This is a genomic window from Chryseobacterium sp. FR048 (assembly GCF_056844665.1).
This window is the reverse complement of record NZ_JBXDSE010000004.1, coordinates 175159-187493: the sequence shown is the minus strand read 5'-3', so window position 1 is coordinate 187493 and position 12335 is coordinate 175159. Positions and strand designations below refer to the sequence as shown.

Here is a 12335-nt window from a genome sequence, read left to right as displayed (position 1 = left end):
CTTTATTCTTATAAAACATCTTTGAGTTTACCCCTTAAACTCCCCCGCTGCCGCACGAATCCTTTCGTGTGGTCAATATTATAAATTAAACATTCTAAAAACAACAATATGATCTAAAACTCCTTTTTCATCACAATAATCTATTGCGCTGCTGTATCTGTAATCTTCTGCACGGAAAACTAAACCCGTTTCTACCGGATTTTGATGTACATAATTTATCCTCTCCCCAATCACTTTATTGCTCCATAACTCAATAGGCTTATTATCATGTCTCCAAAATTGATATTGAGTAAAAGTATAAGATAGAACTTCTGAAATTCCACCTATTTTAATACTATTTTTCATAGCAAGTCGTTCTTTTAAAAATTGAATAATGAAAAAATATAAGTTAATAGGGTGTTTCATGGGATTATTTTTCGTTATATCAGCGACTGTAATTATCCTGAGACTTCATTGAGCCAACTATCTTCCCGTGTTATTTGTCCTGTTATTTTTTCCTTTTTTAATCTATCTTGGGGGTTAATTTAGCCTTTACCTCTTCAGCCTACATTAAAAAACATCATATTGATCATATCAGCGTATATGAGAAGAGGTTAATTATTTTTTTAAGGCAGTAGTAATCTGTTGAAAAATTCTTTCTCCCAATAGTGCATCTCCTACGAATGAATCCCATTGACAAGTTGGGGCAAACCATATCCATAAATCTTCCAGAACGGCTTCGTTGCCATTTTCTAATTCAAAAATGCGGTCTTTAAAGTCTTTATGAAATTCTTCAGCAGAAGTATATTGACCCGAATACCCACCTGAATATTCGGACAGAATTTTTTCAGCTTCTTTTAAATGATTGATTAAGGATAGTTTTTCTGACATCTTTTTTTAAATATTATTGCGGAAAATTATATGACAGCCATGTTACAAAAGATATTGTCAGGATCATAGAAGTTAACGAACCCAATAATAAACCCCATCCCATATCTCGTATTGTTGGCCTTTCCTTGTATTTTTTCCTGATTATAAATCCGGATATAATGCAACAGGCGAATATCAATAGGATCAAATCAAAACGATCCAGTAGTTTTAGTACACCAACCAATAAAAATTCAGCCAAAACAGTTAGAATAAAAGAAAATATTTTCAATTTTTCGCATTTTTTGTAAATATAATAAAGTTAATTATACATTCTTTACCATTTTGTATGCTTTTAATTCAAACGAACAAAATCATCTATAACAGAGTTTGAAGATATGCTCGTCTTGGCTACAGAGCCTACATTTTTCAACATATGCCCAGGAAGAAATGCTGATTTACAGGCAATATAATTTTTAAAAATCATTCTTACTAAAGTTAAATAATTACACTAAATATTCAAAAAAAGTTAAAAATATACTATTCAACACATAGTGTATTATTTTTTTTACTATTTTTAAGCACTATCAAATTAATTTATTAAAATATGAAAAAAGCATTTTTTTTATCTTTCTTATCTTCCCTATCAATGATCTCGTGTTCATTAGAAGGTTCTGAAGAAAACAACCTGATGAAAAATCAGTCAGAAGAAAGTATTAACAAATCAATTATGTCTAAGAGCCAGGCAATTGAGGACTTCAAAAAAGCATTAGCCGATGCAAACAACCCAACACTTATTAAAGAAGAAATTAAAAACAATTCAGGAAGCCAGGGATTTAGTCCTTCAAGAAAGAAAATTTTATTAGAACCTGCGAAAATGGTTTTACGGTCAACAGGAATGACTACGGATAAAATTAATGGTTTAGATGATGATGCAATTATTTCACAAGCCTTTATTACAATTTCAAATCAATAAAAACCATAATACATCACCTACAATATGAGAAAAATTCTTCCATTAGTTTTAGTTCTTTTAGCTGTAATCATTAAAGCTCAGCAATATCCATTGGTAATTTATAATTTTAGTCCTGTTACGGTTACTAAAATGAAAATTAGAGTCACAGATCCAACAACATGGCCACAGGACTGCCATCCGATTGCTTATGGAGAGACAGCAGGGCCCCTGTTACCAGGTACCACTGTTACTTATGATCTTATGGAGAAAAGTGGAACAAAAACTCCACCCATAAATCAATGGGATATTATGTCCCATTATATAGGTATTCCTGATGCTATATATAACGTAAGTCCCGGGATGGGAACAGTCATACCACCTGCTATAACATCTATTATTAACTGGCAGAGTATTATAATAGAATTTGCAAATGGTGAATCCATAGATTTAGGAAGAGGTTGTGTACAGCCTGGTACTCCTACATTCAATTCGGGGCCTACTCCATCAGGTAGAACTGCGTCTACTAATCTTTTACTTACACCTGCCCAGCAGATTATTACTATATTCTAACAGCTATTTATTCAAAATATAAAAAACCAAATGGCGTTCACAGCTTTAGTGGACGCCATTTTTTAAAGATACTTATTAATCAATTTTCGATTCCCGAAATATCAAAATACAGATTATCATAATCTTAGCTTAAAATACCTGACTAGCCTATTCTGGTTTTGAATTTATTATTTTTTAATGATTTTTATGGTCTCAAGACCTTGTTCAGTTTTTACTCTGATCCAATAAGAGGCCGGAGTGAGAGAAGACAGATTAATTTCTGCTTCAGCGCTGTTTATTTTTTGTTTTATAACGGTTTGCCCTAGAAAGTTAATCACCTCAACCTCTAAAATGGGCTGTTTGGAGGTCAGAAACAACTTGTTTGCAACAGGGTTCGGAAAGAATTTAAAATTCGTTTTTTCTACTGAGGATACATTTAAATAAGTAGTACAAGTAGTTCCGGTATTTATAATACTATTGCCCACCCAGTTAGAAGCATTTCCGTTTAAAGCAAAACCAGCAAGAGTTCCATTGTAATTATTTCCGCTGCTGTCCTGCAAGGTTGTTACGGAAGCATTATTCGCATTAGCAATGCCCTGATTAAATTTATAATACGCAACCAATCCTGATATGGGACCTGGCAACTCACAGTTCATCCTGTTTGCTATTTCAGTGGGAGACAAAGCTCTGTTCCAGATTCTTACTTCATCCATCGTTCCTGTAAAACTGTTTGCTCCATTATTAAAAGCACCTAATCTAACCATTTTTTCGCCATCTACCGGATCAACATCAGTATTGGTCGCTCTCAATTGTCCATCTTTGTACAATTTCATGGTGGTAGTAGCTGCATCATACGTTACGGCAACGTGATACCAGGTATTAACAGACAATGGAACACTGTCTTCTAAAGCAAACCATTCCCCGTTATGTCCCGCAGTAAGTTTACCGGAACTATTGGGCACCCAGAAAGCATGCAGCCCATCAGAATCACCACCAGAGATAATATTATTCTGGCTGCTTAAACTTTTCACATAGATCCACGCTTCTTTGGTGTACGACACAGGCAAAATGTTTCCACAGTTTACATAATCATTTACCCCATCAAAATCTAGCGCCGCGCCTTGCTGAGAAAATCCGATTTGGAAAATCAGAAGAAAACAGACCACCCAATTTTTTTTAAAATTCAGTTTGAAAGGCACTGAAAGTATTTTTCTTTTCATAATAATAATTTTTATTAATTACTTCACAAAATTGTATCATTCTTCCGGAGATTCATACAAGGGTAAACCCTTGAATTGAAGATTACATAATTTTCAATATTAGAAATTGATACATTTGTAAAAAAATACAGGTATGCCTACGATTAAGAAAATCATATTCTTATTCATTACTTTTTTCATATTATCATGTAGGGAGAAAAAGGAGAATTTTTATTTTGAAAAAGTAAGTCCGCCAAAAGAAGAGCCTACAAAAGTCTGGTTAAGAAAAAATGAAAACTATAATGCAGATAAAGAACGCTACCTGAAAGTTTTCTTGGACTTCTATCAAAGTAAAATGGCGAAAAATGATTATTCGGAAGCCTCCAAAATCCTGGATTTGGTGACTACAAAATATGTTTATTTTTATGATTTTGATCCTCACCTTACCAAAGTTGTAAAAGAATTTGATGAAAGGTACAGAAGTGAATTACCACCCATCAAAACAATTTATATTGATAGTTATTTCGGCAATTTAGAATTTGACAGAGACCATCTGAACAAGGCTAAGGATTACTTTTTAAAAATTACCGCTTTAGAGCCTGATGATTATAAGAGTTGTTACAAAATAGCCCGCGCTTATTATGATTTATCCTATACTTATTTTGTTTTAGGAGATTTAAAAACAGCATAGAAGCGAATGAAAAATCAAGAAACTACTCCATAAGAATCAGAGATCAGGAAAGTATCGCTTCTGTAGAATCCAATTATGTGAATATCTACAAAGCCAATGGTTCTTTTGAGAAAGCCGTCGCAAGTGCGGATGAAGTGATAAAGATCTCTAAAGAAACCGGGAATACCTATGATTATTTTATGGGTAGATATAACAAATGTTCTGTGTATGGTTTCTTTAATAAGCATCAGCTGAAAAATAAATACATCCACGAAACTTACAAAGAATACATAGCCAGCCGATATGATAATGATGTCCTTCTGCTTTGTATTTCCGATTACGAAGTAGAAGCTTTAACTGAAGAACATCAATTAAACGATGCCCAAATAGTTTTAGGCAGAATAAAGCCTGTAGCAGAAAAAAATACTTCTCAAAATTGGCAAAAGGATTATCAGGCGACCTTAGCTTTATATCAAATCGCCAGAGATGTAAAAACCTGTAACACGCAATATATAGAAAATTCACTGCCCAATTTGCTTGAACATCAAAACTACGAAAGAGCCAACCTGTTTTACAATGTTTTATTAGAAAAAGCCATTCAAAGCAGAGATCTGGACAAGGTTGTTTTTTATAATAATGAGGTTTACCGTACAAAAGACAGCTTATCGAGCGCAAAAAGTAAACTGATCAATTTAGAACTCGCCGCAAAATATGAAACGAAAGAAAAAGAGCAGGAAATTAAACTGCAACAGGAAACTATTCTCAATAAAAATGCTGTTATTATGACTTTAATACTCGTTTTTATCGCATTGTTATTAGCCATTATTATTTATTATCTAAAGCAAAAACAAAAGAAATTGTCTTTAGAAAAAGAACAATCATTGCAGTTTACCAAAAACCTTCTGGATAAAACCGAGGAAGAGCGCAAAAGAATTGCATCTGACCTACATGACAGTGTGAGCCATGAACTATTGTCACTTAAACATTCGTTTGAGGTAAACCAACTTCAACTCAACGAAAAAGTGGATAGCATCATTAACGACATCAGAGCCATCAGCAGAAATCTACATCCCGTTCTTTTTGAAAAAATAGGACTTGAAGCCAGTTTGGAGCAATTCATAGAACGTATCCAGAATACTCATCTTTTTATGATCTCCTCCGAAATCAATTATCAGAATGGTCTCACGACTGAAAAAGAATTACAAATCTATAGAATTGTGCAGGAAGCGGTTTCTAATATTATAAAATACGCAGATGCTATCGCGGCAAAAGTTATTTTAACGGAAAATAAAGACACCGTTGTTTTAGAAATTATGGATAATGGAAAAGGCTTTAATGTAAAGGAAACTCTGGAAAAAAAGGATGCTTTCGGTTTACATAATATGATAGAAAGAAGCAAAGCAATTGGTGGGCAGGCTCATATCACGTCCACTGATAAAGGTACAAAAATAGTGGTACAAATAAAAAAATAATACAATGAAAATTCTGGTTGCAGACGATCATCCTTTAACTCTGAATGGAACGGTTTCTTATCTTACCAATTTGGGGTATAACGTCGTGAGTGCCTGTTCTAATGGGACTGCAGCACTTAATTACATTCAGATTTATTTGCCGGATGTCGCTGTTTTAGATTTAAATATGCCGGGTCTGGACGGCTTGGAAGTGGCCAAAAAAGTAATGGAAAATAAATGGTGTACCAAAGTGATCATCCTTACCATGCACAATGAAATTGGCGTTCTGAACAAAGCCAAAGAGTTTAACGTAGATGGGTATATTTTAAAAGAAAAGGCCTGTCCTGATTTAGAAAAATGTATGAAAGAAATTACGTTAGGAAAGAAATATTATTCCGGAGCTTTACTCCAGAATTACACGATAGAACACACCGATGACCTCGGCAAACTCAACCTATTAACCCTTTCTGAAAGAAAAATAATAGAATTAATAGCGGCTCAAAAAACCAGTAAGCAAATTGCAGAACTTCTTTTCCTATCCGAAAAAACAGTGGAAGGACACCGTACCAGAATTATAGAAAAACTGGGTATTCCCAAAGAAAAAAATGCATTACTGATCTGGGCCATACAGAATTATAAAAAATCCTTGTAGATGTAAAAAATAATTATTAGAAATGAAAAATATAAAAAGCGGAAATCTTATTTCAGCTATTAAAATTTTCAGTCTTAATGTTTCTGTGTTTCCCCAATCTGCCAATGTTTATGACAGTCTTGGCGAAGCTTATTTCAATAAAAAAAATATCAGGTATCAATAGATCATTATAAAAAAGCAATCTGCCTTGGTGGAAGCAATGGTAATGCAGAGAAAATGATAGAAAAAATTGAAAAAGAAATGAAGAAATAAAATTTCCATCTCAAAATTTCATACAAAAAATCCCGGTCAAGCCGGGATTTTAATTTTGTTCTATTTCAATTTATTTGATCTCTACAGGAACTGAGATTTTATCCCAATCCATTGTAAATCCATTGCTGTTTATTTTATACACTAAAGCTTCCTGTGTTGCCGGTAAAGCCTTTGTTTTTACATCCACACGTAAAGCATCTTTTGATTCCTCATATTTATAAGCTCCCCATTGTTTTGGCTCTTTGTTGAAAATCGCAGTCCAGGTTCCGGATTCTTTAGGGATCAAGAAAAAGCTGTATTTACCTGCAGGCAGTTTTTTACCCTGAACGGTAATGTCTTTAGTCGTTTCGAAAGTCGTTGCTTCATTAGCTCCTGCACGCCACACTTTATTGTAAGCTTCTAAACCGCCCCAGATGGTACGGCCTTTTACAGAAGGACTACTATAGTTTATTGTAATGGTGGCATCTTTAATTTTTCCCGTAGCAGTAGCCGGAGGACTGGCAGGTTTTTTAGTGTCCTGTGCAAAGGCATTCATAGAGATTGTCATTGTCGCAACAAGCACAGCTGCAGATTTAATGATTGTTTTCATACTATTTTTATTTGTTTGTTTTTATTATTGTTCGTTTACGAATTTACAGCTTTCGGCTTATAAAACAATAAACCAATTGCCGAAAATAGAATCACCGCTGCAGCCCCGATTACATTAAGCCAAAGAAAGGAAACAATATCGAACTGATAAACGGCAATCACTGTAATTTCTGATAAAATTGCGGCAATAAACACATTCGGACCAGTAATTTTTTTATAGTAAAATGCGACCAGGAAAATCCCCAATATCGGACCATAGAAAAGAGAACCTAATACATTCACTGCTTCAATAAGCGAACCCATCTGAGTCGCAAACATCGCTACACCAATTGAGAAGATCCCCCAGGCTAAAGTATGCAGGCGGCTGTACTTCAATTCTGTGGCATCATCGGGCATTTCTTTTCTGAATATCAGATGAACATCTTTTAATGAGCAGGCGGCAAGGGAATTCAGCGCTGCCGAAATGGAACCCCAGCTGGCCAGGAAAATAACCGCAAACAGTAACCCGATCATCCCAACAGGTAAGGTATTTTTCACGAAATACAGGAAAATGTAATTCGTATCTGTTTTTTCCGCATTAAAGTTGGATTTATTGATGGCCTCCTCTACCCTTCCGTGAAGTGCTTTTACTTCTGTTTGTGTATTTTTAAAATCCTGAATCGTTTTTTGCAGTTGCGGAGATCGAGCTTCTTTCTGCTTTAAAATTTCTTTCGATTCTGCATTAAATTTTAATTGCAAATCCTGATGTTCTTTTTCAAAAACGGCAGCCTGTTCAGGTTGTGTATCCTTTAAATACTGATAAGAGCGTTCGTTGAAATAAATCGGAGCCGGTTTTAGAGAAAAGAAGGCAAAAAGTAAGGCACCAATCAGGAGAATCGCAAATTGCATCGGAATTTTAACCAATCCGTTCAACAGTAAGCCCATTTTTGCATTGGTATTGTCTTTTGCTGTAATATATCTCCCAACCTGGCTCTGGTCTGTACCAAAGTAAGAAAGTGCCAGGAAAAAACCTCCGATTAAGCCGCTCCAGATATTGTATTTGTCTTTCCAATCGAATTCTGTGGTGATCACATTGAGCTTTCCGGATTTCCCAGCCAGGTACAGTGCATCACTAAAACCAATTCCATTCGGCATATTCTGAATAAGCAAATACCCTGCAAAAGCCATGGTTCCCAGAATAATGAGAAACTGAAGCTTTTGGGTGTGAGCAATCGCTTTTGCTCCACCAACATAGGTATAAATCAACAGAATACCGCCTGTTAAAACATTGGTTAAATAAATATTCCAGTTTAGAACGCTTGATAAGATGATACTCGGAGCGTAAATACTGATTCCCGTTGATAAACCTCTGGAAAAAAGAAAAAGCAGTGACGTGAGTACCCTTGTTTTCTTGTCAAAACGGTTTTCCAGATATTCATAAGCCGTATAAACATTTAAGCGCTGAAAAATCGGGATAAAAGTGATACAGATCACAATCATCGCCAAAGGCAAACCAAAATAATACTGAACGAAACGCATCCCGTCCGTATAAGCCTGTCCCGGCGCTGAAAGGAAGGTAATAGCACTTGCCTGAGTAGCCATAATCCCTATCAACACAATATACCATGGCATTTTGTTATCTGCTTTCAGATAAGATTCGTTGCTTTTCTGGCCACGCCCGATGAATACGCCGTAAACCACCACTGCAACAAGTGTAAAAATAAGAACTGTCCAATCTATAGTACTCATGCCCAGAATTTAGTAAACCAATAATAAAATGCGATCTGCAATACCAATGCAACGGCTAATAGTATATACCAGATATTCCAATTTTTAAGTTGTTTGTTCATCAGTTTTTCTGTGCAGATAAAAAGTTAAAAAATAAACGTGCAGCACCCACATTTCCCGCAGGCAGCTGTCTGAAAAATGCCAACGGTGTATAAATGAAATTACCTTTTCCATATTGGGCATATAAAGTTGATCCCTTCAGCGGCTCTTCGTCCGTATCATGCATTTCAAAAAGCGGTTCATATGCAGCATCCCATTGAGCAGGGAAATACGCACCACGCTCCTGTACCCAGCCTTTAAAATCTTCCGAAGTAATTTTGTTAGGGAAGTTCAGTAGTTTATGATTGGGATTTAAAAACTTAACCTCAGCATTTTCTTCTGTCACACGTTTATTCGCAATACTGAAGTTGTACATTCCCAATTGGTCAACGGTTGTATCCTGATTGGTGTTATACTGCATCACCAGATTACCTCCGGTTTTTACATAAGACCACAGGAAAGGCATCCAGCGACCCAGCTTTTTCTCTGTATTGTTAGCACGAACACCAAGAACGATGGCATCATATTGTGACAGTTTGTTTTGATTCGTATTTCCAGTAGATTCATCTATGTTACCATAAAAATCTTCGTCTTTCAACACATCTACCTGAATCCCTGAAATGCGTAGGAAATCAGGAATAAAATCGCCAGCACCTTCTATGTAACCCACTTTTTTAATCTTCGCCTGAATATCGCCTTTCATTACAATGGCATTTGCGGTTGTAAAATATTGTAAGGAAGGCAAATGCGGATACTGGATTAATACTTGTTTTTTATTATAAGTGACTCCATCTGCAACAAAATTGGCATCCAATTGTAAACGAGATGAATTAATTGCAGCAAGCTTAGTTTTTGTAATCACGTAATCGACGGTAAAGTCTTTCCCATTGAGAGTATTTAATTCAGTGCCACCTAGTCGTTCTCCGTTATACATGAGGTTGAGAAGGCCTTTACTGAATTTTTTGTTAGAATTAACCTTAACATTTAAACTCAAATGTAAATCTTCATTTTCTTTAGCTACATAAAGCTGTTGTGTAAATTTCAGTTCCAATGCAGGAACAATGCGCAAGGCTTCAACGACATCACCACGCACCGGATCTAATTTCTTGAAAGACAAAGGAAGTTTAACCTGAAATTTCTCCGAACCTATTTTTAAACCAAGTAAAACATTCAGTGGTGATTCTGCCTCAGGCAAACCGATTAAAGTATCATTCGGAACCGAGAAAGTGGCTGCGTTCTTAGCTGGTTTTGCCAACCAGTAAGGTTCTGTGAGTGCTGCATCTGCAGGAATCTGAATATCATGCTGAATGGTAATTAAAGAATCTTTTGATAGTTTTCTGTTGAAACTTTCTGATTGATTTAACCATTTTACATCTTCTAAAACGACAGGATTTTCGGCTCTTGAAATCAGATTCAATCTGAAATTGTAATGATCCCCGGCAACGGCCTCAGCCTGATTGGTAACCACCTCACCCATAAATCCGGCACAGCTTAAAATGATATTGTCAAGAGATTTAATTTTATCCTTCTTCAGATCTCCATCTTTTAATGCCATCACTTTTTTTCTTAAAGCAAGCAAAGCGGGTAAGCTAAGATCAGGATTATTGAAATTGAAAGTGGAAATAATTTTATCTAAGGATTGGTCAATATCAGCGTTTCCTTGTGAAGTCCAGGTTTTGGTTACTCCATCAAAAAGTGTTGTTTTTGCAGGTTCACCAATAACGTGGGAGAAATATTCAGTTCTGATTCCGGCTACAGACTGTGTTCCTGCACCCTGACTTTTATGTAAACTTCTGCTTAATCCTGCCAATTCACCATAGCCCATTCCCAGTTGTGCATCATATTGTCCAACGGTAACTTTCAGTTGGTTTTCAGCCGTTGTATTGACTGCTCCAAAGCGGAAAGTATTCCATAAAACGCGTTTTGGCTGCCATACATTGACATATTTCAGCTGATCCGGGAAAGCATTTTTATCGCCTGCGAGCTTAAAAGCTTTTTCAGCAACCACAGCCGAAGCTGCATGCTGCCCGTGCCCTGCCGCAGCAGTAGGAGGAAAACGACAAATGATAACATCCGGACGGAATTGACGGATTACCCAGACTACATCTGCTGTAATGCTGTCCGCATCCCATTGTTTAAAGGTATCGGTCGTATTTTTTGAGAATCCAAAATCAATTGCACGGGTAAAAAACTGTTGAGCACCATCTAGTTTTCTGGCCTCTAAAAGCTCATGCGTTCTGATTAAACCCAATGCAGCACCTTGCTCTGTGCCTAATAAATTCTGGCCGCCATCGCCTCTGGTTAGAGACAGATAACCCGTTTCTACATTTTGATCGTTGATTAGCCAGGAGAGTAATCCTGTATTTTCATCATCGGGGTGAGCCGCAAGGTATAAAACTTTAGGGAGATGTTTAAGCGTTTTTATTTCGCGGTAAATTTCAGATGATTTTGAGGGCCGGACCTGTTGGGCCGAACAAAAAACCGTATACAATCCAAGGATCAATACAGTGCTTACTTTTTTGAACATTTAATTTTACTTTGCAGAGCAAATATAAGTAAATCATCTTTCTTTCAACACTAAAAGAATGATACTGTGAATTTCACAGAAAAACTATTTATTTTTTTATTAAATCACAAAATCCTTAAACATTTAAGTTATTTTAGTTATATACTTTGTGTATAAAAAGTACACTAAAGTTTTGTTAAAAATCAAAGATTTTCATCTTAAGTGAACTTAATTATGATTATGTATTAGCAATATAAAATTTTATCGGAGATAAAATCCTTGCGCCTTATACCCCGTAAAGCAAGTAAAAAAATAGCGTCTTTGCGTATTCCAAAAAAACTGCGTCATCTGATAAATCCGCTAGAATTTTGATTTTTAAATTTGATATTTATTGGTTAAACGCTAAGGCGCAAAGGTCATTTTAATGCTTATTCTTTTAGGGCGCAAAGGCGTTTCACTCAGCAAGGGCTTGATGGAAAAATACAAAGGGGCTTGGCATTTATTTTTATTGCTAAATATCTTAAAAACAGAAGTTCATTTAAAATTATGTATTTGCCGTATAAAATTTTATCGGAGATAAAATCCTTGCGCCTTATACCCCATAAAGCAAGTAAAAAAATAGCGGCTTTGCGTATTCCAAAAAAACTGCGTCATCTGCTAAATCTGCTAGAATTTTGATTTTTAAATTTGATATTTATTTGTTAAACGCTAGGACGCAAAGGTCATTTTAATGTTTATTCTTTTAGGGCGCAAAGGCGTTTCACTCAGCAAGGGCTTGATGGAAAAATACAAAGGGGCTTGGCATTTATTTTTATTGCTAAATATCTTAAAAACAGAAGTTCATTTAAAATTATGTATTTG

General features: G+C 35.6%; 12 protein-coding genes. 6 read left to right on the top strand and 6 right to left on the bottom strand.

Annotated features, from left to right (window positions below):
* Positions 1-78 precede the first annotated feature (78 nt).
* Together AC106K_RS13345 and AC106K_RS13340 are read right to left on the bottom strand one after the other, a co-directional pair.
* Positions 79-405, bottom strand: a complete 327-nt coding sequence (locus tag AC106K_RS13345; protein WP_482446013.1) for a hypothetical protein — start codon at positions 403-405, stop codon at positions 79-81.
* A gap of 192 nt (positions 406-597) precedes the next feature.
* The gene (locus AC106K_RS13340) at positions 598-870 is read right to left on the bottom strand and encodes a hypothetical protein (RefSeq protein ID WP_482446011.1); all 273 of its coding nucleotides are present in this window, start codon (positions 868-870) and stop codon (positions 598-600) included.
* Positions 871-1453: 583 nt separating this feature from the next.
* Between AC106K_RS13340 and AC106K_RS13335 the strand changes: the two genes are divergently transcribed.
* The gene (locus tag AC106K_RS13335) at positions 1454-1822 is read left to right on the top strand and encodes a hypothetical protein (protein ID WP_482446009.1); all 369 of its coding nucleotides are present in this window, start codon (positions 1454-1456) and stop codon (positions 1820-1822) included.
* Between the two features lie 24 nt (positions 1823-1846).
* Complete coding sequence (locus AC106K_RS13330; RefSeq protein WP_482446007.1) at positions 1847-2371, top strand: hypothetical protein; 525 nt, start codon at positions 1847-1849, stop codon at positions 2369-2371.
* A gap of 167 nt (positions 2372-2538) precedes the next feature.
* On the opposite strand, the gene AC106K_RS13325 is transcribed toward AC106K_RS13330, so the two are convergent.
* A complete protein-coding gene (locus AC106K_RS13325) occupies positions 2539-3570 on the bottom strand; it encodes a LamG-like jellyroll fold domain-containing protein (RefSeq protein ID WP_482446005.1) in 1032 nt (343 codons plus the stop codon).
* Positions 3571-3703: 133 nt separating this feature from the next.
* On the opposite strand from AC106K_RS13325, the gene AC106K_RS13320 reads away from it, so the two are divergent.
* From AC106K_RS13320 to AC106K_RS13305, 4 genes are all read left to right on the top strand, one after another.
* Entirely contained in the window at positions 3704-4240 is a 537-nt protein-coding gene (locus AC106K_RS13320) for a hypothetical protein (RefSeq protein WP_482446003.1), read from the top strand.
* Positions 4241-4317: 77 nt separating this feature from the next.
* Complete coding sequence (locus AC106K_RS13315) at positions 4318-5691, top strand: sensor histidine kinase (RefSeq protein ID WP_482446001.1); 1374 nt, start codon at positions 4318-4320, stop codon at positions 5689-5691.
* Positions 5692-5695: 4 nt separating this feature from the next.
* Entirely contained in the window at positions 5696-6322 is a 627-nt protein-coding gene (locus AC106K_RS13310) for a response regulator (RefSeq protein ID WP_482445999.1), read from the top strand.
* A 22-nt stretch (positions 6323-6344) separates the two neighbouring features.
* Complete coding sequence (locus tag AC106K_RS13305; protein WP_482445997.1) at positions 6345-6485, top strand: hypothetical protein; 141 nt, start codon at positions 6345-6347, stop codon at positions 6483-6485.
* Positions 6486-6644: 159 nt separating this feature from the next.
* Here AC106K_RS13305 and AC106K_RS13300 read toward each other — a convergent pair whose 3' ends face one another.
* From AC106K_RS13300 to AC106K_RS13290, 3 genes are all read right to left on the bottom strand, one after another.
* The gene (locus tag AC106K_RS13300) at positions 6645-7163 is read right to left on the bottom strand and encodes a DUF2911 domain-containing protein (protein ID WP_482445996.1); all 519 of its coding nucleotides are present in this window, start codon (positions 7161-7163) and stop codon (positions 6645-6647) included.
* Positions 7164-7198: 35 nt separating this feature from the next.
* Complete coding sequence (locus AC106K_RS13295; RefSeq protein WP_482445994.1) at positions 7199-8890, bottom strand: sodium:solute symporter family protein; 1692 nt, start codon at positions 8888-8890, stop codon at positions 7199-7201.
* A gap of 100 nt (positions 8891-8990) precedes the next feature.
* A complete protein-coding gene (locus tag AC106K_RS13290; RefSeq protein WP_482445992.1) occupies positions 8991-11495 on the bottom strand; it encodes a PIG-L family deacetylase in 2505 nt (834 codons plus the stop codon).
* Positions 11496-12335 lie beyond the last annotated feature (840 nt).

Excerpts from the sequence above, each read along its gene's own strand:
- AC106K_RS13345 (WP_482446013.1), bottom strand. The coding sequence starts at position 405 with ATGAAACACCCTATTAACTTATATTTTTTCATTATTCAATTTTTAAAA.
- AC106K_RS13340 (WP_482446011.1), bottom strand. The coding sequence starts at position 870 with ATGTCAGAAAAACTATCCTTAATCAATCATTTAAAAGAAGCTGAAAAA.
- AC106K_RS13335 (WP_482446009.1), top strand. The coding sequence starts at position 1,454 with ATGAAAAAAGCATTTTTTTTATCTTTCTTATCTTCCCTATCAATGATC.
- AC106K_RS13330 (WP_482446007.1), top strand. The coding sequence starts at position 1,847 with ATGAGAAAAATTCTTCCATTAGTTTTAGTTCTTTTAGCTGTAATCATT.
- AC106K_RS13325 (WP_482446005.1), bottom strand. The coding sequence starts at position 3,570 with ATGAAAAGAAAAATACTTTCAGTGCCTTTCAAACTGAATTTTAAAAAA.
- AC106K_RS13320 (WP_482446003.1), top strand. The coding sequence starts at position 3,704 with ATGCCTACGATTAAGAAAATCATATTCTTATTCATTACTTTTTTCATA.
- AC106K_RS13310 (WP_482445999.1), top strand. The coding sequence starts at position 5,696 with ATGAAAATTCTGGTTGCAGACGATCATCCTTTAACTCTGAATGGAACG.
- AC106K_RS13305 (WP_482445997.1), top strand. The coding sequence starts at position 6,345 with ATGAAAAATATAAAAAGCGGAAATCTTATTTCAGCTATTAAAATTTTC.
- AC106K_RS13300 (WP_482445996.1), bottom strand. The coding sequence starts at position 7,163 with ATGAAAACAATCATTAAATCTGCAGCTGTGCTTGTTGCGACAATGACA.
- AC106K_RS13295 (WP_482445994.1), bottom strand. The coding sequence starts at position 8,890 with ATGAGTACTATAGATTGGACAGTTCTTATTTTTACACTTGTTGCAGTG.
- AC106K_RS13290 (WP_482445992.1), bottom strand. The coding sequence starts at position 11,495 with ATGTTCAAAAAAGTAAGCACTGTATTGATCCTTGGATTGTATACGGTT.